Raw genomic sequence first — 25061 nt, forward strand, 5'->3', positions numbered from 1 at the left:
GCATGAGAAAAGAAAAAAGACTCAAAATAAAAAAACAGATTCTTTTTCTTTTTTTGAATTCAAGAGGAAAAATATCATCTGAGAACACTTTATGGTATGATGCTTTGTAGGACTTGTGTATAATCAATACGGGTTCATCTTGAGTTGTTTTTTTGAAAGGAGTCTTTTTTTAGAATGTCACAATTAATGGGTATCATTACAAGGCTGCAAAGTCTTCAAGAGACAGCAGAAGCTGCAAACGAGCCGGCACAGCGTTATTTCGAAGTGAACGGTGAGAAAATCTGTAGTGTTAAGTATTTCGAAAAGAATCAAACGTTTGAATTGACTGTTTTTCAACAAGGGGATAAGCCAAACACTTTCCCATTTGACAACATTGATATGATTTCGATTGAGATTTTTGAGCTTCTACAATCCTAAGCTGAATCGTATGAAATGTTTTTTCTAAGAATTCCTTCGTTGATTGCGGAAGCATATACTTCATAAGTGATGAACAAATGGAAGATGATCATTCAGTGCAATATTCGGATAAGAGACCATTAAAAAGGAGTTCCTTTCTGTGAGTGATTCTTTTTTCTTTAATCTTTCTGAAGAGCATTTAGCGTTTTCTGATGTTGTCATGAGAATGAAAGACTTTATTCAAAAAGACCCGAGATCTGTTTATGTACTATCAATTGGTACGGACTCTCAGGTCAATCAGAATGTCACAACATTTATGACTGCAATTCATCTTCACCGGATCGGCAAAGGAGCTTGGGGCTGTCTCACGCAGCAAGTGTTGAATCGGCCTGTACAAAGTCTTAGAGAAAAAATTTCATTAGAGACAGCGTTTAGCCAAAAGGTATGTGCAGACATCCTTGAGGGACCTTTAACAGAACTGATGGATTTGCTTCTTCCGTTTGCTGAGGAAGGGGCAGACCTTCGTTTTGAAGTCCATCTAGATATTGGCAAAAAAGGAAGTACAAAAGAGCTGATCCAGGAAATGACCGGAATGATCACAGCCATGGGAATTGAAGCAAAAATAAAACCCTACTCATACGCAGCATTTTGCTACGCCAATCGATACACAAAATAAATTCCGTCATTTTTCTCCAAACGTTGTCGAAACGTGCGGTTGACGATTCGATTCTAGTTCCTTATTCTAGCTGTATAGAGAGGAAGCAGACATTCAAACGCCTGCTAATCAATATAAAAGCATATATGAAACAGGGGGCCTGATGTTGAATGAGCGTCATCGAAAATCGTTTTAATGAAGAAGAGAAAAAGCTATTATTAAACGTATTACTGAATCAGGAATATGCTGTCGAATTACTAAGCAGTGAGATCAATGATATAGAATGTGGAACAAAAAATGTCGATGACAATACGTATAAGAAATTGATCACATTGTATGACAGAGTAAGGTTTGAGAATTAATATCGATTGAACATTCTATTAGATACTCTACGCTGAGTATCTTTTTTATGCAGAAAAAAATCTTTCGACAAAATTCGTTTTAGTTTATGCTTAATGTTAAAGGGGAATGTATGATTGATGATTGAGAGAAAAGGGGTCGAAGAAACATGATAGAGATAGAACCGGCTCAATTACTTGAGTCAACAGTAGCTGAGCATATGATTGATGCAGATAAAGTGGCACACGTTCAAATTGGAAATAATCTTGAGCACGCCCTATTGGTCCTGACAAAAACAGGATATACAGCCATACCTGTTCTGGATGCTTCTTATCACCTTCATGGGTTAATTGGAACAAATATGATCATGGATAAAATCTTTGGCTTAGAACGAATTGAATTTGAAAAGCTCGACCAATTGAAGGTAGAAGAGGTCATGCTATCAGATATTCCAAGACTGAAAACGACGGATCCTGTTTTAAAAGGCGTTCACGCTGTGACGAATAATGGATTTGTTTGTGTGGAAAATGAAGAGCAAGTATTCGAAGGAATTTTCACTCGGCGTGTTGTATTAAAGCGCTTAAATGAAGTCATTCATTCCGCAAAAAAATGAGCTGTAGCCCAGCTTATTTTTTTTGCCTTCATAAGCTATTATTTATATAATGACTATATAAAATAAGAAAAACTTATCAAGAGAAGGAGGGCGCCCATGCAGCTTCAAGAGTTACATATGCTTGTTGTACTTAGTGAGGAATTGAATATGAGAAAGGCTTCAGAGCGGCTCTTTGTCTCTCAGCCTGCCTTATCTCAAAGACTGCAAACGATTGAAAAAGAGTGGGGAACCAAAATCTTTTTTCGTTCACAAAAAGGCTTGACAGTTACTTCAGCTGGCGAACAGATTATTCAATTCGCCAAAGAGGTCACGACTGAGCAGGATCGAGTGCGAGAGAGAATTGACGAGCTTGAAGGAGAAATTCACGGTACACTCAAGCTTGCAGTTGCGTCCATTATTGGTCAGCACTGGCTGCCAAAGGTGCTGAAGCGGTATGTCGAGAAATACCCAAATGCCAAAGTATCTCTTGTGACAGGCTGGAGCAGTGAGATGCTTAAAAGTCTGTATGAAGACCATGTCCACATTGGCATCATTCGCGGGAATCCTGATTGGAAGGGCACAAAGGAATACTTAATGACCGATCATTTATATTTAGTCGATTCTGTCATCAAGGACGTGGATGAGTTAATTGAGACAGAACGCCCGTTTATTCAATTTAAAAGTGATAGCACCTATTATCAAGAAATTCAGCACTGGTGGCATCAAAAGTTTAAAGTGTCGCCAAAACAGACGATTCTTGTGGACCAGATTGAAACATGTAAACAAATGGCCTATCACGGTATCGGCTACGCTATTTTGCCTTCGGTCACCTTATATGATCATGAGAAAAGCGTACACAAAACCCCGCTCGTAGACGCAAATGGAGAGCAGATCGGACGTGACACGTGGCTGTTAGGATATGAAGCCTCTTTTCAGTTAAAACAAGTTCAAGCATTTGTTGGTGTGGTGAAAGAAATGCTTGAAAGTGAGGCAGTGTAAGTACTTCTGGAAGAGGAGGTGCTTTTTAGGATAAGTGGTTTGATTCGGTTTCTAATAGATTTATCTACTGAAAAAGCAGAAAGCTGGAAGAAATGATGAGAAATCAACAAAAAAAGAAGATGGATATACCGAAGTGGGGAACTTATTTACGCGAGAGATGGCGTGGACGTTTTGCAAGTCATCTTTCTTTAGAAGAACAAAAAGAGATTGGGATGGATGGCTTCCTATGGCACTTATGCAGCTGGGGAAAAGTTGAATGCCTTGAAAAAGAGGCAGCGATAAACGCCTTTCATCAGCAATCAAAGCATACATGTACTATTTTTTATCAATTTACTCAAGAAGCGTATCTGTTTGAAAACGCCGCTGACCTGTCAGTGAAGGAATTGCCGTATACAGACGAACACATGGACTATAGCGATCTGTATGTCATGGATTGGGAAGAAAATTGGACATTTGTGCTGACGCACGAAACCGATTGCGGTCCATATTTTATTCAGAAATAAAAAAACGAGTGACATAGGGTCACGATCAATTAGAGCCGCCTTCCAATTGGAATGAGCGGTTTTTTGATGTACGCCATGTTTATTTTGAACAGCACCTTTTCATAAAACATTTGACAATGAAAATCATTATCATTTAAAGTGTACATATAATAATTGAAAATGATTATCATTTAGATGAGGTGACCAATAGATGAAAGCACTAATTGCATTTGCGAGTATGTCTGGCAATACGGAAGACATGGCAGCGATCTTAAAACAAACGCTTGAAGGAAAAGGGATAGAGACAGAGATGATGGAATTTGACGACACAAGCGCAGAAGATCTTTCTTCATACGATTATGTCATGATCGGCTCTTACACATGGGGTGACGGTGATTTACCTTATGAAGCTGAAGATTTTTATGAAGAGGTCTCAGCTCTTGAACTTTCTCACATCAAAGCGGCGGTATTTGGATCAGGCGATTACAGTTATCCGAAGTTTTGCGAGGCTGTTCATACCTTTCATGACATGCTGAAATCGACAGGTGCATCCGTATTTCCTGAAACATTGAAAATGGAACTTGCACCAGAAACAGATGAAGATGTGGCGTGCTGTGAGGAGTTTGCAACGAGCTTTTTAACGTGGGCATCATTGTCTGAGAAAAGAGTTGAAAATCATGTTTCATAAAGGTGCGACAGCTGTTGCTGCGTCTAAAAGTGGCGGCTACTTTGTTGCTGTCAAACGAGAAGGTATTTTTCATTACAGTGTGGAGGGCGGATGGCAGCAGCTTTTTAAGCTCAAGCATAAAATCCACGCTATCAGTTATATTGGTCCGTATTTGTTCGGAGTTGGTGAAAATGGAACTGTCATACGATCAGGAGATGAGGGCCACACATGGGCGCTATCATCTTTTCCAACAAATGCAGTTGTTTGGTCTATTACAGGACGCAAAGATGGGTTTGTATGCGCACATGGAAAGCATAGTATTTATGTGTCAACCGATTTCGGAATTTCCTGGGAAATTATGAAGCCGTTTGCTCATGTGAATCAGCCCCCTGTGATTCGTTCATTATGTGTAGCCGGTGATTATCTTTATATTGGAACGCAGATTCATGAGGTGCATGGAGGAATATGGGTGTATGACTTGCAAAGTGAACAGATTTTTCTCCTAAACAGAGAAGAGCACCGAATGACTGCTTCTATGCTGCTTTGCAGGGAACACCTCCTTGTCTGTGCGTTGGGCTCTAAAAAAGGGAAAAGAGGGTCTGTTCAAATTTTAGACTTACATACAAATATGCTGCATGATATTCAATCACAAGCTTTTGCGCGAGAGGAATCATTTTTGGATGTGTCAGAGGATAACGGCATTGTGTACGTGACCACCTCACAGGACGAGCATGGATTTTCTAAGGTGTATCAGCTTGATATAGAGCAAAAAGAGCTCAAGTGGTTTGATACGATCAAAGGGCACGGTTTTCGTGTCGCCAATCAAAAGGAGAATTTTTTCTGTGCGGGTTTATATGAAAGTAAGTTTGTCAGGCCTTATGAGGAACCTGCACTGATTCATTAATAAGGAGGAAGAAAAAGTGACGAAAAAAGTTTTATTGGTGTATGCCACAATGTCAGGAAATACAGAAGCAATGGCTGATTTAATCGAAAAAGGATTAAAGGAAGCTGGGGCTAGCGTGGACCGGCATGAAGCGATGGATATTGATGCTGAACTTCTTCATGATTACTCGCACATTCTGTTAGGTGCATATACTTGGGGAGATGGTGATCTTCCAGTTGATTTTATTGATCTATATGAAGAAATGGAAGAGCTTGATTTGACGGGTAAAGCATTTGCTGTATTCGGTTCTGGAGATACATCTTATGAACATTTTTGTGGAGCTGTGGATTTAATTGAAGAAAAAGTGAAGGAGCTGGGCGGTGATATCGTCCTACCATCCATCAAAATAGAGCTGAATCCAGAAGGAAACGAGGAAGAGGAATTGATTTCTTTTGGGAGACAATTTGTTCATCTTCACCAGCAAGAAGCGGGATAAAGAGGCCCGCTTGTTTTATTTGCCAAGGCGCAGACAATTCTTTCACTTGTCATTAAAACTCTCCTTTGGTACAGTAATGAAGTATAAATTAAGAGGAGGACATACATACATGAAACAAATGGACGCTAATGAAATTATTTCATTTATTCAAAATAGTACAAAATCAACACCTGTTAAAGTCTACATTAAAGGGGACTTAGAAGGTATTGAATTTGGTGAACATGCAAAAACATTTATCACAGGTAACACTGGTGTTGTCTTCGGTGAGTGGAGCGAAATTCAAGAAGCTCTAGCATCAAACAAAGACAAAATTGAAGATGTTGTCGTGGAAAATGACCGTCGTAACTCTGCGATTCCTATGTTGGATTTGAAAAACATCAAAGCACGTATTGAGCCAGGTGCAATCATTCGTGATCAAGTGGAAATTGGCGATAATGCAGTCATCATGATGGGTGCTTCTATTAATATCGGTTCAGTCATCGGTGAAGGTACGATGATTGATATGAACGTTGTTCTTGGCGGCCGTGCGACAGTAGGTAAGAACTGTCATATCGGTGCGGGATCTGTTCTTGCAGGTGTTATTGAGCCGCCTTCTGCTAAGCCAGTTGTAGTAGAAGATGATGTTGTCATCGGTGCAAACGCTGTTGTTTTAGAAGGTGTAACAATTGGAAAAGGTGCAGTTGTAGCAGCTGGAGCGATCGTTGTGAACGATGTCGAGCCTTACACGGTTGTAGCAGGTACACCTGCAAAGAAAATCAAAGACATTGATGAAAAAACAAAAGGTAAAACTGAAATCAAACAAGAACTGCGTCAGCTTTAATTGACACAATTCGCAGCTGAAGACATAGACGTGGATGATATATCCACGTCTTATTCGTATAGAGGAAAGGAAGCGAGTTCACTTGTTAAATCGTGAGCAATTAATATCCATTCGAAGAGATTTACACCAAATTCCTGAGCTTGGTTTTAAGGAATTTAAAACACAAGCTTACCTCATCAAGCATCTCGAATCGTACCCAACAGATCGAATCGAGATGGAAACATGGCGGACTGGACTTTTTGTGAAAGTAAAAGGGACAAATCCTACGCGCGTCTTTGCGTATCGTGCAGATATGGACGGATTATCTATCCCTGAAGAAACGGGCTACCCATTTCAATCGGTACATGAGGGCAACATGCATGCATGTGGACATGATCTTCATATGACCATTGCTCTTGGTATCATTGATCATTTCGTGCATCAGCCAATCAAAGAAGATCTGCTATTTATTTTCCAACCGGCAGAAGAAGGGCCAGGCGGAGCTGAACCAATGCTTGCAAGTGATGTTCTAAAAAAGTGGACGCCAGACTTTATTACAGCGCTGCATATTGCACCTGAATATCCAGTCGGCACGATTGCAACAAAGCCGGGCCTATTATTTGCTAATACGAGTGAGCTTGTGATCGATCTTGAAGGAAAAGGCGGGCATGCCGCATACCCTCATTTAGCAAATGATATGGTAGTGGCTGCAAGTGCATTAGTAGGGCAGCTGCAATCGGTGATTTCACGTAATGTGGACCCTCTTGATAGTGCCGTCATTACAGTTGGCACGATTACAGGTGGCACTGCTCAAAATATCATTGCGCAGCACGCAAAGCTGGATGGAACCATTCGCACGCTCTCGCCAGAGTCTATGGAAAAGGTGAGAAAACGAATTGAAGCACTGGCAAAGGGAATTGAAATTGGCTACGAATGCAAGGCGACAGTTCGATACCCTTCAGCTTATTACGAAGTGGACAATTCAAAGGATTTGACAGAGGAATTTATGTCATATGTAGCCGAAGAAGGGCTTGCGAATGTCATTGAATGCAGAGAAGCGATGACAGGAGAAGATTTCGGCTACATGCTGAAAAAATACCCTGGGTTCATGTTTTGGTTAGGGGTAGATTCAGAATATGGACTGCACCATGCCAAGCTGACTCCTGACGAAAATGCGATTGAAACAGCTGTGAACGTCATGACGGCTTATTTTAAAAAGCAAGCAGGTGAATGAATAATCAAATGACCTCCTGTACACCTTATGTACAGGAGGTGTTCTTGATTATGACAAGAATTGGTGTAGAACCATCTTTATCCGATGTAGAAGAGCTTTTGAAGCAAAAAGGGTATGATGTCGTACGTATTCAAAATGAACAGCAAATGGATCAGTGTGACTGCTATGTGGTCACAGGACTAGATTCAAATGTTCTTGGCATTTCAGACACAACGACAAAGGCATCTGTCATTACAGCGTCAGGTATGACGGCTGATGAAATTTGTCAAGAAGTAGAACAGCGTGTTCAATAAAACAAACAAAAGAACCAGGATTTTATGATCCTGGTTCTTTTTGCTCTTTTTCTAGATCAAGTGCTTCTTTCATTTTTTTGCGCAGAATTCGTTCGACACGCCACTGCTCCATCGTTTCAGTTTTTGCAATGATCCGAAGGACGAGGGATGAGGAGCCAAATGATTCCACCCCAACGACTTGAGGACCTTCGATGATTTGCGGCATGCTCTCACGAACTTCATCACAGGCTGCTTGCAAAGTGGTGATCATCTGATCCACATTTTCATCTGGGGATAATTTGATATCAACGAGTGCCTGCATCGTCCCTCGTGAATGATTGCTTACATTAAGTATACTTCGGTTCGGAATGAAATGAAGAGTGCCGTCAAAGCTTCTAAGCTGTGTTGTTCTCAGTCCAATTTGTTCAACGATCCCATCGAAACCAGCAACCGTTATATACTCGCCGACATCAAATTGTTTTTCCAGCAGTATGAAGAAGCCTGTCACAATATCACTCACTAATCCCTGAGCGCCAAATCCAATGGCAAGTCCTACAACACCTGCCCCAGCCAGCAAGGCGGTTGGGTTATAATGAAATAAGTCGAGGATCATCACAACTAGAATAAAAATCAGCAAGTAGGCGAAAATATTTAAGGTAAGACTTTGCAGCGTCTGAGCTCGTGATAAAGAGACATCATGCTTTTCAGAGAATGCTGAATAAGCACGCTTAATCATCTTATTTCCAATCGCTCTGATGATAAAATAAATCACAAAAATAGCAATAAGTTTTAGCAAAATCATACTGATATTCATGATGATGGAAACCCAATCTACTTGTTCAAGTGCTTTCATGATCTTCAAAACCTTTCTATGTATGTGCGAAATGAGAAGCTAATCATTTGTTCCCTTATGCAAGTCATGTTAAACTTTTAATAGTTGGAGCGAGAGATTGTGACAAATCGTTAATTAAATTTATTATTAATTAATATTGACTAAAAATCGCTTAAGTATTATAATTATATTTGTGAAGTTATTAACTAAATGAGAATTTAACCTATTGATTCTCATTTTATATACAGCTAAGAAGTCTGTATAAAGATATTATTTTTGGAGGGATTTACATATGGCAGAGCGTTTTGTAGGAAAACAAGCTCCACGTTTTGAAATGGAAGCAGTACTTGCTAATAAGGAATTTGGTAAAGTGAGTTTAGAGGAAAACATCAAGAATGACAAATGGACAGTTCTTTTCTTCTATCCAATGGATTTCACTTTTGTTTGTCCAACTGAAATTACAGCAATGAGCGATCGTTATGATGAGTTTGAAGATTTAGATGCTGAAATCATTGGTGTATCTACTGATACAATCCATACGCATCTTGCTTGGATCAACACAGATCGTAAAGACAATGGTCTTGGAGAATTAAAATATCCACTAGCTGCTGACACAAACCACACAGTATCTAGAGAATACGGTGTTTTAATTGAAGAAGAAGGAATTGCACTTCGTGGTCTATTCATCATTAACCCAGAAGGCGAACTTCAATATCAAACAGTATTCCACAACAATATCGGTCGTGATGTAGATGAGACACTACGTGTTCTTCAAGCATTACAAACTGGTGGACTTTGCCCAGCGAACTGGAAGCCTGGTCAAAAAACACTTTAATTGATAGTTGAAGAAGCAGTCTAACGGATGTTAGACCTTCAGATTGTTGACAAAGGGCTAAAATGTTGTTTATTTTAGCCCTTTGTCTTCTTTTCAGCGTGATAGAAAACCTTTGCAGCCCTAGGAAGGACGAGTACTGGCGCGAAGCGAATGTGACATTCGTGAGCACCAGCACGCAGGACTGACAAAGAATGCGAGGGTTTGTCTACATGCTGGGGTCTAACTGATGTTAGACCTTTTTGTTTCGAGACATACAATGGATGGAGGCGCTTCAAAATGAAATTACGTCAACCAATGCCAGAACTAACTGGTGCAAAAGAATGGTTAAATGGAGAAGTAACAAGAGAAGAATTAATTGGTGATAAACCAACATTGATCCACTTCTGGTCAGTTAGCTGTCACCTTTGTAAAGAGGCGATGCCGCAAGTGAACCAATTCCGTGATGAATACAAGGATCAACTAAACGTGATCGCAGTTCACATGCCACGTTCAGAGGATGACCTAGATCTAGAAAAAATCAAAGAGGTTGCAAATGAGCATGAAATCACACAGCCAATCTTTGTAGACAGCGACCATAAATTAACAGAAGCATTTGAGAACGAATATGTACCAGCTTACTATGTATTCGATAAAACAGGTGCTTTACGCCACTTCCAAGCTGGCGGAAGCGGTATGAAAATGCTTGAAAAACGTGTCAATCGTGTTCTTTCTGAGTCTGAAAAGGCTGCAGAATAGGCTTTCCCCCATGAATGGGGGTTTTTTCATGGGGAAAAATAGGAGACATATTGCACTGGATGAATATGATTGTAGGTGGAATGCCTAAGAAAAGAGAAAATGAGGGATTTCATTAAAAAAATTTCCTGAAACAAAAAGGTATTATGGCCTATTTACATTTTTATTTTGAAATGAAAATGTAAAGATTTTAACTTTTTACTATTCAGAACGTTTTTGCACAAAAGAAATTTCAGTTTGGTAAATAACTATATAAATCAAGTAGTATAAGCATTTATTCAAAATTTTTACAATATTTTAAAGGTGGTCAAAAGCCTATAGTGGCAATGAAATGGGTGCCGATTTTTCTTCTTTGGCAAAATTTTAGTTGGAAATACCTATCTGATAGCAAACTGTAAAATGATAAAAAAATAGTTGATAAAATTAGTTTTCTAATCTAATATTTACTATAGAATATTTTTTATATGATGAGGGGGAAATCCATTGTTTAATGAGAGGGAAGCGTTACGTTTACGATTGGAACAATTAAATGAAGCAGAAGTAAAGGTCATCCGTGAATATCAAATTGAACGAGATGCGATTTACGCAAAACTAAGAGAATTAGACCGTCAAGGTACAGGTCTCGTCACAGATACAAAAAAAGAAGTACGTACAGAGAGAAAAACAGATTCACTGCCTGTATTAGCTGAGCTGGCTGCACAAGAAATGAGAAGCTACAATCAGCCTGCGCAAACGCAGTCAAACGTTACATCATCTTTAGGAACAGGTCAGCTAAATGGTGCACCTGTAGGTATTCCTGAAGGATCTACAAGACGCAGAAGAGGCACAGCTAGACCTGGATCAAAGGCAGCTAAGCTTCGTGAAGCTGCAATCAAAACATTAAAGCGTCATAATGCGGCGATTAAAAGCTCTGAACTTCAAAAAGAGATTGAAAAAGAGAGCGGTCTTGAAATTCCAAATATGACAACGTTTATGCAAAGCTTAATTAAAATGTACCCAGAAGTGAAGAAACCTTATCGCGGACAGTATATTTTAGAAGGCGACATTCAAACAGAAGACGAATAAATAAAAAAGAAACTGCTGGGCGTAAATGCCAGCAGTTTTTTCTTGCGTACGTGATGAACTGATCACTTTTTTTGATCAACTGTATAGACAATCTTTCGTTCTTTGGGCATGTTGTCGCGCTGTTTTTTAAATCCATCGATCTTCACTGTCATGACCTCTCCACTCCGCTGCACCGCATCAACTTTTGCCTGGAGCGTTTCTACTTGTTCGTTTAGTTTCTTCAAAATCGGTCCTATTTCTTCGGTCGTTTGCAAAATAGGGTCTTGTGAGAACGGCTCGGCATTTGTTTGGGCTGACTGGTCGATATCAGCAAAATGAGAAGCGATCCATTCCTCGCTTTCGGCTAACTGTTTTTGGTAGCTCGTGAGCGTTTCATAAAAAATGGCTTCTTTTGCTTTTTCGATTTGCAGTAATTTTTCTTGTGTTTCATAAAAACGCTCCTGTAGATGCCGCACGCCTTCTTGTAATAAATGAAGCTCTGCGTTTTTATCGCTTAGAGTTTGTTGCAGTTTTTCAATCACAGCGGATAAAGTATTTCCTTTTTTCTCCTCTTTTGCAAGCTGTTTATCTTGGTCTAGTAATCGCTCCTGTAGTTGCTGAGACATTTCCTTATATTTTACAACCTTCAAATGCAATCGGTGCTTTTCCTCTGTTTCTTTTCGTCTATGATAGGTTTCCTTTTGCAGCATTTCATGAAGAAGGACGATTTTATGTAATAATTCGGATTTGCTATAAGAGAGATCCTGTATTTTAGATGATGCTTCGTCTTGGTCAATGGTCATTTCATCCAATTGTTGTTTTAATTGAGTGAAATCCTTTTTCATCTCATGATATTCTTGAGATAGCTTCTTGTTTTTAGCATAGGTATACGTGGACTGTAAATCTGAAATCATCTGTTGATATTTGGCCGTTTCAGCTTTTAAAAATAGATTTTCTTGAGACAGATCATGGAATAGGGGAGAAGCATGGCGCCGGTTCATAGGTAGACCTCCTTATTCATGTTATCAATAAAGTATGCGAAATGAGTGTGATTAGAACAACCATATCAAAGGGGATGAGATGATGAGAATAGTGAATGTGATACTAGCCGGAGGTGCTTCTAGGCGTTTTGGAGGGCCAAAGGCAAGTCATGTCTATCAGGGGAAACCACTATATGAACATGTGAAAGAGAAACTTTTGAAAGGGGAAACCGTCATCATCAGTCACCCGAAGCTTCTGCCTTTTTTCAAAGCAAGAGGGGAACAAGCTGTTTGGTTAGATGATGAACAGGTGCGTGGGTATGGCCCGCTTGCAGGCATATATACCGCTATGCAAAAGCAAGAAGCAGAGTGGTACTTAGTGACGGCATGTGATATGCCATTCATACGAAAAGAGACAGCCGTCGCTTTATCTTCTTATTGCCATGAGCATGTAGATGCTGTGGTCCCGATGGTGCAGGAAAGATTACAGCCGTTATTTGCGCTTTATCACCGCCGCAGTCTTCCGTTTATTTCTGCGTGCTTAAAAGAGAATCAATTAGCTATCAAAGACTTATTACAAAAACTTCACGTCCAGGTTGTTCCAGCCGACGAACTGAACGTGGCACCAAATGAATTTCACAATATCAATAAAAGAAGCGATTTACCTGAAAACGGTATGATATGATACATAAAAACGAGAAGGAGAGAACAATATTGAACGAGCGATATTCAAGGCAAATCTTGTTCCCTCCGGTAGGTGAAAAAGGGCAGTCTGAGCTTGCCGAAAGTCATGTCCTGATTGTTGGAGCTGGTGCACTTGGAACAGCGTCTGCTGAAGGGCTTGTCCGTTCAGGAATTGGTACTTTGACGATTGTAGATCGTGATTATGTGGAATTCTCAAATTTACAGCGGCAGCAGCTGTACACTGAACACGATGCAAAGATGCATGTGCCAAAAGCGGCAGCAGCTAAAAAACGTCTCCAAGAGATCAACCATGAAGTGACCATACACGCTCTTATTGAAGATGCAGGAGTAGAGCTGTTAAGACCTTTATTCCGAAAAGCAAATATCGTCATTGATGCGACTGATAATTTTGAGACAAGAATGGTGATGAATGACTTATCATTAGAAACAAATACGCCTTGGATTTACGGTGCCTGTGTGAGCAGTCAGGGAATGTATATGACCATTTTGCCAGGCAAAACACCTTGCTTATCATGTGTATTTACCTCAGTGCCTGTTGGGGGTTTGACATGTGATACAGCTGGTATTATTTCTCCGGCTGTCCAAATGGTGTCGGCTTATCAGCAAACAGAGGCATTAAAATATTTAACAGGGCATGAAGAGCAAATGGAGCGAAAGTTTGTCACGTTTGATTTGTGGCAGTCGTCTTCGTTTAAAATGGATGTATCTCGTACGAAGCAGGAGAGCTGTCCATCTTGCGGCATAAATAGAACGTATCCATATTTAGATGAACAGCGAAAAAAAACAGCGATTCTTTGCGGGCGTGACACCATTCAGATCATATCGAAGGATTTAGAAAACCTTTCATTTCAGCATGTAAAAGAGCGTCTGTCCTCTATTTGTGAGGTGGAAGTGAACGATTTTTTAATTCATATACGCTATGAAAGACACCGTATCGTTTGTTTTAAAGGAGGACGTGTATTAATCCATGGGACAAATGATGAAAGAGTAGCCAATTCATTACTAGCAAGACTGCTAGGCATATAGGAGTGAGAAGTGATGGAAAGACGACAGCCAATTCCAGTAGAAGAGGCAGTAAAGAAAGTCCACCAATTTCAAAAACATGGACAAGTCGAATGGGTTCCTTTAAAGAACAGCCTTGGAAGATGGATTGCAGAGGATATTTTAGCAGATCACGATGTTCCTGCCTTTGATCGTTCTCCGTATGATGGTTTTGCACTTCGAGCAGAAGATACAAAGGAAGCATCGAGCGAGCATCCGATTGAATTTGAGGTCATTGATCATATAGGGGCAGGTATTGTTTCTGCAAAAACGATCGGTCCTTTTCAAGCGATTCGCATCATGACAGGAGCGAAGATTCCAAAAGGAGCAAATGTTGTGATCATGCTCGAATTGACGAAAACGTTTGAAAAAGATGGTAAATCAATGATGTCACTTAAAAGACCTCTGAAAAAGGGTAACAATATTTCTCGGCAAGGAGAAGAGACCCTCAAAGGGAACGTCATGATCAAAAAAGGCTCAAAAGTTACCCCAGGCGTGACGGCGATATTGGCAACGTTCGGATATGCGGTTGTGCCAGTCGTCAAAAAACCGGTGATCGGTATCATCTCAACAGGTACCGAGCTCCTACAAGTAAGTGATGCCATGGTGGACGGTAAAATTAGAAATAGTAACCTAAGTATGGTGTACGCTCAGGTTCTTGAAGCTGGAGGAGAACCGCTTGATTTAGGCGGTGTATCCGATGATTTTGATCAAAGCTATGAAGCCGTAAAAGCAGCCTTAAGCAAAGTTGATATGCTCATCACAACAGGTGGTGTATCGGTAGGTGATTTTGACTTTTTACCTGCTATTTATGAAAAACTAGGTGCAGAGGTGTTGTTTAATAAAGTGGCGATGAGACCTGGAAGTGTGACGACCGTTGCTGCGTTGCCAAATGGTCAATTGCTTTATGGACTGTCAGGAAATCCGGCTGCCTGTTTTGTTGGCTTTGAACTATTTGTCAAACCGATCATTTATAAATGGTGTTTGAAAGAAAATCCATTTCCCGTTTTTGCTGAGGCGAAGCTGACACATGATTTTCCAAAAGCCAATCCATTCACACGATTTGTTAGAGCATCACTTGATTTCGCTGGCAGCCAGCTGAGTGTGACGCCAACAGGTCTTGATAAATCTAGTGCGGTGACATCTATTGCTCATGCTGATTGTTTCATTGTTTTGCCCGGAGGAACAAGAGGGTTTAGTGCAGGTGACCAGGTCAGCGTTCTGCTATTTCACCACGAAGGCGGTGCTCCATGTTGGATGACAAATTAAACATTCTACAAGTCGTGGGCTATCAAAATAGTGGTAAAACGACGCTGATCGAAAAATTATGTCAGCTGGCGGATGAAGAAGAAATGCAGCTAGGCTGCTTCAAACATCACGGACATGGTGGAAAGCCAGACCGTCTGTTCAAACAAAAAGATACGGATCGATATGTTCAAGCGGGTGCATTTGCCGCAGGTGTGGAGGGAGAAGGTGAATGTCACTTTTTCATACGGCACATGACATTCACACAACTAATCAACATGTGTCAGCATCTTCCTTTAGATGCCGTCTTGATCGAAGGATACAAACAAGCGCCTTACCGCAAAATCCTGTGTGTCAAAGACGAACAGGAACTCATTGATCTTTCGACACTTTCTCATATACAAGCAGCCATTTATTTCGATAAAGAAATACAGTTCACCGAGAAATACCCGTTTCCTGTGTTTTCAGCATTTGACAAGCGCGGGATCACATTTGCTTTTAATTTATTGAAGGGGGAAGCCTCGTATGAATGAACTTTTTAACATCACAAAAGAGCCAATTGATGTGAATGAATTGATTCAGCATGTCACAAGACGCAAAGCGGGAGCCATTACGACATTCATAGGCACGGTAAGAGAATGGACAAATGGCAAAAAAACGCTGCGTTTAACATATGAAGCATACATACCAATGGCGGAAAATATGTTGAGTCAAATTGGACAAGAAATTAAAAAACGCTGGCCTGATACAGAAGCTGCCATTGTGCATCGTATTGGCACTCTTGAGATATGTGACATTGCAGTGGCAATAGCTGTTTCATCACCTCATCGGAAAGCTGCATACGAAGCCAATGAATATGCGATTGAACGAATAAAGGAAATAGTTCCTATTTGGAAAAAGGAATACTGGGAAGATGGAGAGGCTTGGATAGGTGATCAGCTTGAAACCGTTTCATACCCGGAAGGAAAACCTAGTACTCTCCAACTTAACGAGAAAGAAGGGAAGCGGCATGATTAGCGTATTATTGTTCGCCGGCCTTGCTGAGAAGGCCGGTAAACAACAAATCATCATTCAAAAAGATCAAACAACGGTTGATGAGATTAAAATAGAATTACAGGAGGTATATGGAGTTGATACTGCACAAAACGTGATGGTTGCAGTCAACGAAATATATACGAGGGGAAATGCTGAAGTGCGTAGCGGGGACACTGTTGCACTCATTCCTCCTGTAAGTGGTGGATAATAGATATTAGAGGATTTGGTTATGGCCAGCGGCTGTAACCAATTTTTTTATGTGTGAAAAGATTGTAGAGGTACTTGGGTATGATCTTCGTAAATAAAACATCCCCGGCGTGCTTTAGAAATGTGAGGATCGAGCTGTTGAATGAGATCATACAATTCGCTGATTCGTCTCACATTGAAATCTGTTTGAGCTTGAAGCTGTTCTTTTAGTTCTTTTGTGCTCACGATGCTTCCCTTTTTTTCTTTAATAATATCTACACACCTTGCTGCGTAGTATATTTTGTCATTAGAAGGTCTGCTCTCTTTCATATCAAGTAATTTGAGCTCATGATAAATCAGTTCTCTTTCCTTTCTAAAGTATTGCCATGCTTCTTGTTCCTTTTCATAAAGTAAAATCAATTGCATTTTCAATTTTTCTCTTAACATTCACTTGACTCCATTTCCACTATCATTTAACCTACCTCTATTTTACATTATATGAAAAAATAACATTTGATCAAGTAAAATCCTTTTATTTTTATTTTTTTAATATGAAAGTATTGATACTAAAGGCTCATCTGTTCTATAAAAGGCGCTAAACATAGTCCTATAAAGCCGGGATTCATTGAAATTACTAGGAATATTTTAACAAAAAATTGTTGTGTCTAACTGAGACCATCTGAATCCAAAGGAAAAGGATATTTATTCCGAAAGACATGTTGTTTACTTCATAAACTGTTTTTCAGTCAGTAAAATCATAATTTTTTCATATGAATATGGTCGGATCAAGGTATCATTTGAAGGATGTCGTTCATGAAAATAGAATAATAGATTCAATCCTATCACTATGAAAATAAGAAAATCAAATGATCTATCACTTATTGGCAATCTTTTGATAAAATAGAAACAACAAGAGTATGAAAAAACGATTCCATACTTACAGCACATGGAGAGGATGACATTTGATGAAAGAAACAACGCAAAAACCCACAATAATAGGCGTAAGCACAAGACCATCAGAGTATTTAAAAAGAGTGTGGGAGCAGCCATTCGTTTGGTGGCCTTTATCATGTGTGCTTGTATTAACAGTTGTTGTCACTTATTTGTCTCAGCTAGTGAATGAAGGATTGTGGGCAGATTTAATTTTACCAATCCCTTTCGTTTATGTGATCACGCTCATTGGTCTGGTCATTGGGATTGTCATTAATACTGCCGTATACAAGTTCATCGTCTTTTTAGCAAAAGGTGATGCAACGTTTCAGCAGCTATTTTCAGGTGTACTTTATATCACACCTATTACGATCATTGGTACGATTATTTCTCATTTGGCGATCATTTTTTTTCATGTGCCAAAAGATATCACGGTTACCTCATTAAACGCATTCATTCGAATGTCTGGTCCATGGCATGCCGTGTTAGCCAATATCGATCTTTTTGTGATCTGGAATCTTGTTTTAACAGGCTTTTTATTGATCAAAGTCGGCCGCATTTCGCCAAGAATATCTTGGATTATTGTGAGTGTCTTTTATGTATTATCTTTAATTTTTCAATATGTAGGAACCACAATCACCATCAACATGCAGTAAGCTGGGGGTAGAATGTTTTTATGAGAAAGAAAATCATTATCGGATCCATTATCATTATTGTGATTGGTCTATTCATTGGATTTAATATTGCAAAAAACCAATCAAAGCCTGCCTCTACGGCATCATTTAAAACAGTCCAACTTGCATCAAAAGAAATAACTTCTACGGTGATGACGCCTGGAACACTTTCATTCTCGGAGGAGCAATTCATTTATACAGAAGAAGAGAAGGGAAGCCTGAATCATATCGCTGTGAAAGAAGGAGAAAAGGTGAAAGTTGGAACACCGCTCCTTACATATGAAAATAAGGAACTGGAGCTTGAAGAACAGCAGCAAGCACTTGCGGCTGAATCAAGTACACTAAAGCTTGAACAATTACAAAATAGACTCAATTCATTAGATGAAAATCAGGGAAAAAAGGTGGGCGCTGATTCGAAAAACGAGCGAGATCAGCTTGAACTCGAACTCAAAGCTGCTGAATTAGAGCAAAAACAAGCGGAGCTTAACCAAGAAAAAGTAAAGGCACAAATAGAAGATTTGACGATACATAGCAAAATTGAAGGAACAGTCATCTCCATCGAGCAAGATGCTGGCGCAGGGAAGCTAGAAGAGAGACAGCCGGTAATCCATATTGGCAATGAGAAAAAAATGATTGTACGAGGCTTAATCAGTGAGTATGATGCTATGAAAGTCAAAAAGAAACAAAAAGTAAAGGTAACGTCTGATGTCATTCGCGGAAAGAGTTGGCAAGGAGTAGTGAAAAAAGTGGGCGCTGTGCCTGCCCAGTCAACAGCAGAAACAGCTGCTAGTGATCAAACGGTACAATATCCAGTCGAAATTGAAATAAAAGGGAAAAAGCCGGATGCAAAACCAGGCTTTAAAATGATCATGGAAATTGAAACGGACAAGCGTCAAGTGCTCACAATTCCTGAAACAGCTGTGAAAAAAGAGAAAGATGGTTCATACGTTTATGTTGTTGAAAAGAATGCACTGAAGAAAGTAAAAGTGACATTAGGTGAAACGTCAGGTCAAGATCTTGAAGTGACGAAAGGTTTAACAAAAGAAGATCAAATCATTGCAGAGCCATCAGATGATATGTATGACGGAATGGAAGTGAATGCTGAATGATTCAGCTTTCAAACGTGACAAAAAGCTACGAAGTCGCTGAGGAGACATTTGATGTATTAAGTGATGTGGACCTCGTCATTGGTAAAGGCGAGTATATGTCCATTATGGGCCCGTCCGGTTCTGGAAAATCAACGTTAATGAATATCATTGGCTGTTTGGACCACCCGACCTCCGGACAGTACCATTTTCAAGGTATGGAGCTGTCGGCAGCAAAGGATCAAGAACTGGCAGTGATTCGAAATCGATCCATTGGTTTTGTTTTTCAACAATTTTATTTACTGCCTAGATTAAATGCGAGGCGAAATGTGGAACTTCCGATGATTTACGCTGGTATCAGTCAAAAGGAAAGAAAAGAGCGTGCGGAAATGGCACTTGAAAAGGTTGGTTTGGCAGATCGAATGAAGCATATGCCAAACGAGTTGTCAGGGGGACAAAAGCAAAGAGTAGCCATCGCACGTGCGATTGTCAATGAGCCGGAGCTCATCTTGGCAGATGAACCAACAGGCGCTCTTGATTCAAAAACGAGTGGCTCGATTATGGAACAGTTTACAAAGCTCAATGAGGAAGGAACAACGGTTGTGCTCGTTACTCATGAAGAAGAAATAGCTGCGTATACAAACCGGATAGTCGTTGTAAGAGATGGACGCCTCGCTCAAGATAGATTGATACAAGGAGACACAATGAATGAAACTCTTTGAAAATATCAAAATAGCGCTGAATTCTGTCCTAGCTCATAAATTGCGGTCTATTTTAACGATGCTTGGCATTATTATTGGGGTTGGCTCGGTGATTGCAGTCGTTGCCATCGGTCAAGGCGGCGAGCAAATGCTGAAAGAATCAATTTCAGGACCAAACAATACCATTGATATGACCTATACACCCTCTGATGAGGAGTTAAATGCGAATCCGAATGCGTTATTTGAAGCCACATTTACTGAAGAAGACATTCAAAGTGTTCAAGCATTGAATGGGGTTAAACAGGTTGCCTCCTCCACGGCACAAGGCATGCAATTAAGATTCCAAGATACAACAATAGATGCAACGGTCAATGGGATTAATGAAGGCTACACGAATGTACATTCATTACATATAGCAGAAGGACAGGACTTACGTGAAATCGATTTTAGGAGCGGAAGAAGGGCAGCTGTTATTTCAGAAGGGATACAAAAAGAATTGTTTAATGGAGAGAAGGCAGTAGGCGAGTTGATTTGGATGAATGGACAGCCGGTTGAGGTGATCGGGGTTTTAGCAAAACAGGAAGGGCTGTTTTCATTTGATATGAATGAAATATATGTCCCTTTTGCAATGCTGACAACTGCATTTGGTGTGAAAGAATATGATAAGTTGTCTATTCAAGTCGCACATGCTGATCAAATGAAAGAAGTAGGAAAGAGTGCGGCTGCACGCTTAAATGAAAATCACCATACAGAAGATGCTTACGAAATGATCAATCTGGAAGAGATTGCAGCAGGCATTGGTCAGATTACGTCTGTCATGACAACAATCATTGGCTCAATTGCTGGTATCTCATTACTTGTCGGCGGCATTGGTGTCATGAATATTATGCTCGTATCAGTCACAGAAAGAACAAGAGAAATCGGAATTCGAAAGGCACTTGGGGCAACTAGGACTCAAATACTCGTTCAGTTTTTAATTGAGTCTGTCGTCCTTACACTGATCGGTGGGTTACTTGGAATCGCTCTTGGCTTAGGAGGTGCTTCACTTGTGTCACTGTTTGCAGGGTGGCCTTCTCTTGTATCGTGGCAAATCGTATGTGGAGGCGTCCTATTTAGTATGCTCATTGGTATTATTTTTGGACTGATTCCTGCCAATAAAGCAGCGAGGCTCGATCCTATTGAATCACTTAGATATGAATAATCCTAAAGTTAACGTACGAGGTGCTGACAAGAAGGTAGAACGAGATATGTTGCCTGCTGTTCCGCACCTGAAGCCTTTATGCAAAACGCATAAAGGCTTTTTTTCGTTCAATTGAATGAAATGAAAAATGATAGAAATGCTAATATCATGACTTTCTTCTTAATGTCACATATTTTTCAGTTTACAAATGGTACATATAAAGGTAAGATGACCATTGTGAAAGATTTTGATAGTTATTGAATGTATTTGATTGTTTTGTATTGATAATGTTGAAAAAAGCGATTACAATAAAGGTGCGCGCAAAATGAATACGTTTTCAAAAGGGGGTGTTTTCAATGCTAACACCAGAAAGACATCAACTCATTATCGACTATTTAGAAGAAAACGATGTCATCAAAATACAGGACTTAACGATTATGACGGATGCGTCTGAATCTACAATTAGAAGAGATTTATCAGCCCTCGAAGAAAAAGGCTTTCTTAAAAGAGTTCACGGAGGAGCTGCTAAAATATCTAGTATTCGTCTTGAGCCAGATGTGTTTGAGAAATCTGCCAAAAACCTTCATGAAAAGTCATTGATTGCAGAGGCAGCTGCATCACTTTTAAAACAAGGCGATTGTATTTACTTAGATGCTGGTACGACAACACAGCAAATGATTGACTTTATCGATCCAGATCAAGATATCGTGGTGGTGACAAATGGTGTCATGCACATTGAAGCACTCATGAGAAAAGGCATTTCTTTTTACCTGATAGGCGGATCAGTGAAACATCGAACAGGAGCCATGGTGGGAGCCGCATCTTTGACAGCTATGGAAAATTACCGTTTTGACAAAAGCTTTGTTGGGACGAACGGCATTCATCCCGAGGCAGGGTTTACAACACCTGATCCAGAAGAAGCGCTCATTAAAAAAAGAGCCATAAAGCAGGCGAAAAAAACCTACATCTTAACAGATGCCTCAAAGTTTGGCGAAATATCGTTTTCAACCTTTGCTAGTTTACAGGAAGCCACCATTATCACAAACGACGCAAAAGAGGATTCATTCGATAATTACCATGAAAAAACGGTTATAAAGGTAGTGAAAACATGATTTATACAGTTACTTTAAACCCATCAGTTGATTACATCGTACACGTGGAGGATTTTGCGGTCGGCGGTTTAAATCGTTCAACCTATGACAAAAAATATCCAGGTGGTAAAGGAATCAATGTCTCAAGGCTTTTAAAACGGCACGGTGTTGAATCAAAAGCACTTGGATTCATTGGCGGTTTTACAGGCAAATATATTCAAGACTTTTTACAAAACGAACAATTACAAACAGCCTTTCATGAGGTGTCAGAAGATACACGTATCAATGTGAAACTAAAAACAGGCGAAGAAACAGAAATCAACGGGCTCGGTCCAAGTATTAATGAGGCACAGTTCGATTCGTTTTTGTCCCAATTCACTTCATTAACAGAAGGCGATGTCGTTGTATTAGCAGGCAGCATTCCTTCTTCACTGCCTCATAACACATATGAGCGCATTGCTGAAGTATGTGCGAAGCAAGGGGTAAGAGTAGTACTTGATATTTCTGGAGAAGCCTTAAAAAAAGCAGCAGATCTGAAACCATTCTTAATGAAACCAAACCATCATGAGTTAGGTGAAATGTTTGAAACCAGTATTTCATCTGCAGAAGAAGCCATTCCTTATGGGAAAAAGCTGTTGGAACAAGGTGCTGAACATGTCATTGTATCTATGGCTGGAGACGGCGCTCTCTTATTCAGTAAGGAAGGGATCTTTCAATCTAATGTTCCAATAGGCAAGCTGATCAACTCAGTTGGTGCAGGGGATTCAGTTGTTGCAGGATTCTTAGCTGGCGTTTCTAAAGGCCTTTCCATAGAAGAATCATTTAAGCTTGGCGTCACATCAGGAAGTGCTACAGCATTTTCTGAGGAACTTGGAACAAAAGAGCTTGTCGATACATTATTGCCACAAGTAAAAGTCACACGCATTTAAAGGAGGAGTCATCATGAAAATTACAGAACTACTCACGAAGCATACGATTAAGCTTCAATTAGACAGCCAGCAAAAAGAAGCCGTTATTGAAGAACTGGTCACTGTATTAGATACAGCTGGTAAATTAAATGATAAAGAAGGCTACAAAGCAGCTGTTGTTAATCGTGAAAAACAAAGCTCTACGGGAATCGGAGAAGGAATTGCGATTCCTCATGCGAAAACAGCAAGTGTGAAAGAACCTGCCATTGCATTTGGTCGTTCAACAGCTGGTGTAGATTATGAATCATTAGACGGACAGCCAAGTCATCTTGTCTTTATGATTGCAGCAACTGAAGGCGCAAACAACACGCATTTAGAAGCACTTTCTCGTTTATCCACACTTCTCATGCGTGAAGAGATCCGAAAGCAGCTTCTTGAAGCGGCTACTGAAGATGAAATCATTGAAATTATCAATACACATGATAAAGACGATGAAGAAGAAGAGGAAGTCAAAGAGGAACCGGCTGCACCGGGAAAACCTGCTAAAATTTTAGCGGTGACAGCTTGTCCAACAGGCATCGCGCATACATTTATGGCCGCAGATGCTTTGAAAGAAAAAGCAAAAGAAATGGGCGTTGACATTAAAGTTGAGACAAACGGCTCTAGTGGAATTAAACATGCCCTGACAGCAAAAGAAATTGAAGAAGCGCCAGCTATTATTGTGGCAGCTGATAAACAAGTTGAAATGGAACGCTTTAAAGGCAAACATGTCATTGAAGTACCTGTGACAGCTGGAATTCGCCGTCCGCAAGAATTGATCGAAAAAGCCATCAATCAAGATGCGCCGATTTATAAAGGTTCAGGCGGCAGTTCTTCCAAAGATGAAAATGAATCGTCAAGCAAGGGAAGAAGTGGATTCTATAAGCACTTAATGAGCGGTGTAAGCAACATGCTTCCGTTTGTTGTTGGGGGCGGTATCCTCGTTGCGATTTCATTCTTCTGGGGAATTAACTCAGCTGACCCTAAAGATCCTTCTTTCAATTCATTTGCAGCTGTATTAAAAGGGATTGGCGGAGATAATGCTCTTGCTTTAATCGTTGCTGTACTAGCTGGATTTATCGCAATGAGTATTGCAGACCGTCCAGGTTTCGCACCAGGTATGGTTGGCGGATTCATGGCCTCAGCAGCAGGAGCTGGATTCTTAGGCGGATTGATTGCTGGTTTCCTTGCTGGTTACATTGTGGTGCTGCTCAAAAAAGTATTCACCTTTGTACCACAGTCGCTCGATGGTATTAAACCAGTTCTGCTCTATCCATTGTTCGGTATTTTCTTTACAGGGATTATCATGCATTACATCGTCAACACGCCTGTTAAAATGGTCATGGACGGATTAACACACTGGCTTGAATCACTTGGTACTGGAAACCTTGTATTAATGGGGATTATTTTAGCTGGTATGATGGCCATAGATATGGGTGGTCCGATTAACAAAGCGGCCTACACATTTGGTCTTGCGATGATTGCTGCTGGCAACTATGCACCGCATGCTGCGATTATGGCAGGTGGAATGGTGCCGCCGCTAGGAATTGCTCTAGCGACAACGATCTTTAGAAACAAATTCTCTAAACGTGACCGTGAAGCAGGTATTACATGCTACTTCATGGGAGCTGCGTTCATTACAGAAGGGGCGATCCCATTTGCAGCGGCAGATCCTCTGCGCGTCATTCCTTCAGCTGTGATTGGTGCAGCTGTTGCAGGTGGATTAACAGAATTCTTTAGAGTGACGCTTCCTGCACCGCACGGCGGACTATTCGTTTTCTGGGTAACAAACCATCCAGTTCTTTACATCATCAGCATCTTAATCGGTGCCATCGTTACAGCGCTACTTCTCGGAATTCTAAAAAAACCAGTCCGACAAGAAGCTTAATTTGAAAAGAAGCATCGTGAAGAGCGGTGCTTCTTTTTGTTTAATCATCAGCAAATTAGGAAAAAATATCTAATTGAATGGTTGTCTTGTGAATTTTTAAATGACATGTGATAAAG

The 25061-nt window shown here is 40.2% G+C and carries 31 protein-coding genes; 28 read left to right on the plus strand and 3 right to left on the minus strand.

The window, feature by feature from the left end; genetic code table 11:
• Positions 1 to 174: 174 nt before the first annotated feature.
• The 12 genes from ACTJJD_RS04750 to ACTJJD_RS04805 all read left to right on the plus strand — a co-directional run bounded on the left by ACTJJD_RS04750 (position 175) and on the right by ACTJJD_RS04805 (position 7835).
• Positions 175 to 417, plus strand: coding sequence for a YkuJ family protein (locus ACTJJD_RS04750; RefSeq protein ID WP_003212254.1), 243 nt, complete (start codon positions 175 to 177; stop codon positions 415 to 417).
• A 139-nt stretch (positions 418 to 556) separates the two neighbouring features.
• On the plus strand, positions 557 to 1072 hold the full coding sequence (locus ACTJJD_RS04755) for a ribonuclease H-like YkuK family protein (RefSeq protein WP_440608150.1): 516 nt from the start codon (positions 557 to 559) through the stop codon (positions 1070 to 1072).
• A 149-nt stretch (positions 1073 to 1221) separates the two neighbouring features.
• A complete protein-coding gene (gene abbA / locus ACTJJD_RS04760; protein WP_008347999.1) occupies positions 1222 to 1413 on the plus strand; it encodes an antirepressor AbbA in 192 nt (63 codons plus the stop codon).
• 146 nt (positions 1414 to 1559) lie between these two features.
• A complete protein-coding gene (gene cbpB, locus ACTJJD_RS04765; protein ID WP_007498671.1) occupies positions 1560 to 2003 on the plus strand; it encodes a cyclic-di-AMP-binding protein CbpB in 444 nt (147 codons plus the stop codon).
• A 96-nt stretch (positions 2004 to 2099) separates the two neighbouring features.
• Complete coding sequence (locus tag ACTJJD_RS04770; protein ID WP_039168691.1) at positions 2100 to 2981, plus strand: LysR family transcriptional regulator; 882 nt, start codon at positions 2100 to 2102, stop codon at positions 2979 to 2981.
• Between the two features lie 95 nt (positions 2982 to 3076).
• A complete protein-coding gene (locus tag ACTJJD_RS04775) occupies positions 3077 to 3484 on the plus strand; it encodes a DUF4275 family protein (protein WP_073414341.1) in 408 nt (135 codons plus the stop codon).
• 190 nt (positions 3485 to 3674) lie between these two features.
• On the plus strand, positions 3675 to 4151 hold the full coding sequence (locus ACTJJD_RS04780; protein WP_072367699.1) for a flavodoxin: 477 nt from the start codon (positions 3675 to 3677) through the stop codon (positions 4149 to 4151).
• Positions 4141 to 5034 (plus strand): WD40/YVTN/BNR-like repeat-containing protein, encoded by an 894-nt coding sequence (locus ACTJJD_RS04785; RefSeq protein WP_045034210.1) that lies wholly within the window; start codon positions 4141 to 4143, stop codon positions 5032 to 5034. The genes ACTJJD_RS04780 and ACTJJD_RS04785 overlap by 11 nt, the downstream gene beginning before the upstream one ends.
• Positions 5035 to 5050: 16 nt before the next feature.
• A complete protein-coding gene (locus ACTJJD_RS04790) occupies positions 5051 to 5509 on the plus strand; it encodes a flavodoxin (protein ID WP_440608151.1) in 459 nt (152 codons plus the stop codon).
• Positions 5510 to 5618: 109 nt separating this feature from the next.
• Positions 5619 to 6329: a 2,3,4,5-tetrahydropyridine-2,6-dicarboxylate N-acetyltransferase gene (dapD, locus tag ACTJJD_RS04795; RefSeq protein ID WP_008347987.1), complete on the plus strand. Its 711-nt coding sequence runs from the start codon at positions 5619 to 5621 to the stop codon at positions 6327 to 6329.
• Positions 6330 to 6363: 34 nt separating this feature from the next.
• On the plus strand, positions 6364 to 7542 hold the full coding sequence (locus ACTJJD_RS04800; RefSeq protein ID WP_052141832.1) for an N-acetyldiaminopimelate deacetylase: 1179 nt from the start codon (positions 6364 to 6366) through the stop codon (positions 7540 to 7542).
• Positions 7543 to 7592: 50 nt separating this feature from the next.
• Positions 7593 to 7835 carry a YkuS family protein gene (locus ACTJJD_RS04805; RefSeq protein ID WP_003211408.1) on the plus strand — a complete coding sequence of 81 codons (243 nt, stop codon included), beginning with the start codon at positions 7593 to 7595 and terminating at the stop codon, positions 7833 to 7835.
• Between the two features lie 22 nt (positions 7836 to 7857).
• On the opposite strand, the gene ACTJJD_RS04810 is transcribed toward ACTJJD_RS04805, so the two are convergent.
• Positions 7858 to 8667 (minus strand): mechanosensitive ion channel family protein, encoded by an 810-nt coding sequence (locus tag ACTJJD_RS04810; RefSeq protein ID WP_242731933.1) that lies wholly within the window; start codon positions 8665 to 8667, stop codon positions 7858 to 7860.
• Positions 8668 to 8938: 271 nt separating this feature from the next.
• Here ACTJJD_RS04810 and ahpA point away from each other — a divergent pair, with 271 nt between their 5' ends.
• From ahpA to ACTJJD_RS04825, 3 genes are all read left to right on the plus strand, one after another.
• The gene (ahpA, locus tag ACTJJD_RS04815; protein WP_007498654.1) at positions 8939 to 9481 is read left to right on the plus strand and encodes a biofilm-specific peroxidase AhpA; all 543 of its coding nucleotides are present in this window, start codon (positions 8939 to 8941) and stop codon (positions 9479 to 9481) included.
• A 276-nt stretch (positions 9482 to 9757) separates the two neighbouring features.
• On the plus strand, positions 9758 to 10216 hold the full coding sequence (locus ACTJJD_RS04820) for a TlpA disulfide reductase family protein (protein WP_008345174.1): 459 nt from the start codon (positions 9758 to 9760) through the stop codon (positions 10214 to 10216).
• A gap of 480 nt (positions 10217 to 10696) precedes the next feature.
• Complete coding sequence (locus tag ACTJJD_RS04825; protein ID WP_007498648.1) at positions 10697 to 11278, plus strand: Rok-like winged helix domain-containing protein; 582 nt, start codon at positions 10697 to 10699, stop codon at positions 11276 to 11278.
• 62 nt (positions 11279 to 11340) lie between these two features.
• Here the strand turns inward: ACTJJD_RS04825 and ACTJJD_RS04830 are convergent, their stop codons facing one another.
• The gene (locus ACTJJD_RS04830) at positions 11341 to 12258 is read right to left on the minus strand and encodes a sigmaE regulated sporulation protein (RefSeq protein ID WP_079920060.1); all 918 of its coding nucleotides are present in this window, start codon (positions 12256 to 12258) and stop codon (positions 11341 to 11343) included.
• Between the two features lie 82 nt (positions 12259 to 12340).
• Between ACTJJD_RS04830 and ACTJJD_RS04835 the strand changes: the two genes are divergently transcribed.
• From ACTJJD_RS04835 to moaD, 6 genes are read left to right on the plus strand one after another with little or no spacing between them, the layout of a single operon-like run.
• A complete protein-coding gene (locus ACTJJD_RS04835; protein ID WP_284565335.1) occupies positions 12341 to 12922 on the plus strand; it encodes a molybdenum cofactor guanylyltransferase in 582 nt (193 codons plus the stop codon).
• Between the two features lie 29 nt (positions 12923 to 12951).
• Entirely contained in the window at positions 12952 to 13968 is a 1017-nt protein-coding gene (locus tag ACTJJD_RS04840) for a MoeB/ThiF family adenylyltransferase (protein WP_284565063.1), read from the plus strand.
• A gap of 9 nt (positions 13969 to 13977) precedes the next feature.
• Positions 13978 to 15252: a molybdopterin molybdotransferase MoeA gene (locus ACTJJD_RS04845; protein ID WP_284565064.1), complete on the plus strand. Its 1275-nt coding sequence runs from the start codon at positions 13978 to 13980 to the stop codon at positions 15250 to 15252.
• Complete coding sequence (mobB, locus tag ACTJJD_RS04850; RefSeq protein ID WP_007498638.1) at positions 15234 to 15761, plus strand: molybdopterin-guanine dinucleotide biosynthesis protein B; 528 nt, start codon at positions 15234 to 15236, stop codon at positions 15759 to 15761. Before ACTJJD_RS04845 ends, mobB begins: the two co-directional genes overlap by 19 nt.
• Positions 15754 to 16245 (plus strand): molybdenum cofactor biosynthesis protein MoaE, encoded by a 492-nt coding sequence (locus ACTJJD_RS04855; RefSeq protein WP_041092418.1) that lies wholly within the window; start codon positions 15754 to 15756, stop codon positions 16243 to 16245. Before mobB ends, ACTJJD_RS04855 begins: the two co-directional genes overlap by 8 nt.
• Positions 16238 to 16471, plus strand: coding sequence for a molybdopterin converting factor subunit 1 (gene moaD / locus ACTJJD_RS04860; protein WP_008345159.1), 234 nt, complete (start codon positions 16238 to 16240; stop codon positions 16469 to 16471). Before ACTJJD_RS04855 ends, moaD begins: the two co-directional genes overlap by 8 nt.
• Positions 16472 to 16518: 47 nt before the next feature.
• On the opposite strand, the gene ACTJJD_RS04865 is transcribed toward moaD, so the two are convergent.
• Entirely contained in the window at positions 16519 to 16896 is a 378-nt protein-coding gene (locus ACTJJD_RS04865) for a Rok-like winged helix domain-containing protein (protein ID WP_008345156.1), read from the minus strand.
• Between the two features lie 518 nt (positions 16897 to 17414).
• Here ACTJJD_RS04865 and ACTJJD_RS04870 point away from each other — a divergent pair.
• The 7 genes from ACTJJD_RS04870 to ACTJJD_RS04900 all read left to right on the plus strand — a co-directional run bounded on the left by ACTJJD_RS04870 (position 17415) and on the right by ACTJJD_RS04900 (position 24945).
• Entirely contained in the window at positions 17415 to 18035 is a 621-nt protein-coding gene (locus ACTJJD_RS04870) for a YIP1 family protein (RefSeq protein ID WP_242731943.1), read from the plus strand.
• A 20-nt stretch (positions 18036 to 18055) separates the two neighbouring features.
• Complete coding sequence (locus ACTJJD_RS04875) at positions 18056 to 19162, plus strand: efflux RND transporter periplasmic adaptor subunit (protein ID WP_242731945.1); 1107 nt, start codon at positions 18056 to 18058, stop codon at positions 19160 to 19162.
• Positions 19159 to 19860 carry an ABC transporter ATP-binding protein gene (locus ACTJJD_RS04880; RefSeq protein WP_173407977.1) on the plus strand — a complete coding sequence of 234 codons (702 nt, stop codon included), beginning with the start codon at positions 19159 to 19161 and terminating at the stop codon, positions 19858 to 19860. The genes ACTJJD_RS04875 and ACTJJD_RS04880 overlap by 4 nt, the downstream gene beginning before the upstream one ends.
• A complete protein-coding gene (locus ACTJJD_RS04885) occupies positions 19847 to 21040 on the plus strand; it encodes an ABC transporter permease (protein ID WP_242731947.1) in 1194 nt (397 codons plus the stop codon). The genes ACTJJD_RS04880 and ACTJJD_RS04885 overlap by 14 nt, the downstream gene beginning before the upstream one ends.
• Positions 21041 to 21375: 335 nt before the next feature.
• Positions 21376 to 22131: a DeoR/GlpR family DNA-binding transcription regulator gene (locus tag ACTJJD_RS04890; protein ID WP_242731949.1), complete on the plus strand. Its 756-nt coding sequence runs from the start codon at positions 21376 to 21378 to the stop codon at positions 22129 to 22131.
• Positions 22128 to 23039 (plus strand): 1-phosphofructokinase, encoded by a 912-nt coding sequence (pfkB, locus tag ACTJJD_RS04895; RefSeq protein ID WP_242731951.1) that lies wholly within the window; start codon positions 22128 to 22130, stop codon positions 23037 to 23039. Before ACTJJD_RS04890 ends, pfkB begins: the two co-directional genes overlap by 4 nt.
• 13 nt (positions 23040 to 23052) lie before the next feature.
• On the plus strand, positions 23053 to 24945 hold the full coding sequence (locus ACTJJD_RS04900; RefSeq protein ID WP_035700610.1) for a PTS fructose transporter subunit IIABC: 1893 nt from the start codon (positions 23053 to 23055) through the stop codon (positions 24943 to 24945).
• Positions 24946 to 25061: the final 116 nt, after the last annotated feature.

Origin of the sequence: Bacillus sp. 22446 (assembly GCF_052044955.1) — a bacterium.
Taxonomy (GTDB): domain Bacteria; phylum Bacillota; class Bacilli; order Bacillales; family Bacillaceae; genus Bacillus; species Bacillus altitudinis.

What these genes read in the sequence shown, in the direction of transcription:
- ACTJJD_RS04875 (WP_242731945.1), top strand. Translation starts at nt 18,056, where the DNA reads ATGAGAAAGAAAATCATTATCGGATCCATTATCATTATTGTGATTGGT.
- ACTJJD_RS04885 (WP_242731947.1), top strand. Translation starts at nt 19,847, where the DNA reads ATGAAACTCTTTGAAAATATCAAAATAGCGCTGAATTCTGTCCTAGCT.
- mobB (WP_007498638.1), top strand. Translation starts at nt 15,234, where the DNA reads ATGTTGGATGACAAATTAAACATTCTACAAGTCGTGGGCTATCAAAAT.
- ACTJJD_RS04830 (WP_079920060.1), bottom strand. Translation starts at nt 12,258, where the DNA reads ATGAACCGGCGCCATGCTTCTCCCCTATTCCATGATCTGTCTCAAGAA.
- ACTJJD_RS04805 (WP_003211408.1), top strand. Translation starts at nt 7,593, where the DNA reads ATGACAAGAATTGGTGTAGAACCATCTTTATCCGATGTAGAAGAGCTT.
- ACTJJD_RS04835 (WP_284565335.1), top strand. Translation starts at nt 12,341, where the DNA reads ATGAGAATAGTGAATGTGATACTAGCCGGAGGTGCTTCTAGGCGTTTT.
- ACTJJD_RS04800 (WP_052141832.1), top strand. Translation starts at nt 6,364, where the DNA reads ATGATATATCCACGTCTTATTCGTATAGAGGAAAGGAAGCGAGTTCAC.
- moaD (WP_008345159.1), top strand. Translation starts at nt 16,238, where the DNA reads ATGATTAGCGTATTATTGTTCGCCGGCCTTGCTGAGAAGGCCGGTAAA.
- ACTJJD_RS04780 (WP_072367699.1), top strand. Translation starts at nt 3,675, where the DNA reads ATGAAAGCACTAATTGCATTTGCGAGTATGTCTGGCAATACGGAAGAC.
- dapD (WP_008347987.1), top strand. Translation starts at nt 5,619, where the DNA reads ATGAAACAAATGGACGCTAATGAAATTATTTCATTTATTCAAAATAGT.
- ACTJJD_RS04880 (WP_173407977.1), top strand. Translation starts at nt 19,159, where the DNA reads ATGATTCAGCTTTCAAACGTGACAAAAAGCTACGAAGTCGCTGAGGAG.
- ACTJJD_RS04870 (WP_242731943.1), top strand. Translation starts at nt 17,415, where the DNA reads ATGAAAGAAACAACGCAAAAACCCACAATAATAGGCGTAAGCACAAGA.
- pfkB (WP_242731951.1), top strand. Translation starts at nt 22,128, where the DNA reads ATGATTTATACAGTTACTTTAAACCCATCAGTTGATTACATCGTACAC.
- ACTJJD_RS04770 (WP_039168691.1), top strand. Translation starts at nt 2,100, where the DNA reads ATGCAGCTTCAAGAGTTACATATGCTTGTTGTACTTAGTGAGGAATTG.
- ACTJJD_RS04810 (WP_242731933.1), bottom strand. Translation starts at nt 8,667, where the DNA reads ATGAAAGCACTTGAACAAGTAGATTGGGTTTCCATCATCATGAATATC.
- ACTJJD_RS04775 (WP_073414341.1), top strand. Translation starts at nt 3,077, where the DNA reads ATGAGAAATCAACAAAAAAAGAAGATGGATATACCGAAGTGGGGAACT.
- ACTJJD_RS04750 (WP_003212254.1), top strand. Translation starts at nt 175, where the DNA reads ATGTCACAATTAATGGGTATCATTACAAGGCTGCAAAGTCTTCAAGAG.
- ACTJJD_RS04820 (WP_008345174.1), top strand. Translation starts at nt 9,758, where the DNA reads ATGAAATTACGTCAACCAATGCCAGAACTAACTGGTGCAAAAGAATGG.
- ACTJJD_RS04785 (WP_045034210.1), top strand. Translation starts at nt 4,141, where the DNA reads ATGTTTCATAAAGGTGCGACAGCTGTTGCTGCGTCTAAAAGTGGCGGC.
- cbpB (WP_007498671.1), top strand. Translation starts at nt 1,560, where the DNA reads ATGATAGAGATAGAACCGGCTCAATTACTTGAGTCAACAGTAGCTGAG.
- ACTJJD_RS04865 (WP_008345156.1), bottom strand. Translation starts at nt 16,896, where the DNA reads ATGTTAAGAGAAAAATTGAAAATGCAATTGATTTTACTTTATGAAAAG.
- abbA (WP_008347999.1), top strand. Translation starts at nt 1,222, where the DNA reads ATGAGCGTCATCGAAAATCGTTTTAATGAAGAAGAGAAAAAGCTATTA.
- ACTJJD_RS04890 (WP_242731949.1), top strand. Translation starts at nt 21,376, where the DNA reads ATGCTAACACCAGAAAGACATCAACTCATTATCGACTATTTAGAAGAA.
- ahpA (WP_007498654.1), top strand. Translation starts at nt 8,939, where the DNA reads ATGGCAGAGCGTTTTGTAGGAAAACAAGCTCCACGTTTTGAAATGGAA.
- ACTJJD_RS04900 (WP_035700610.1), top strand. Translation starts at nt 23,053, where the DNA reads ATGAAAATTACAGAACTACTCACGAAGCATACGATTAAGCTTCAATTA.
- ACTJJD_RS04855 (WP_041092418.1), top strand. Translation starts at nt 15,754, where the DNA reads ATGAATGAACTTTTTAACATCACAAAAGAGCCAATTGATGTGAATGAA.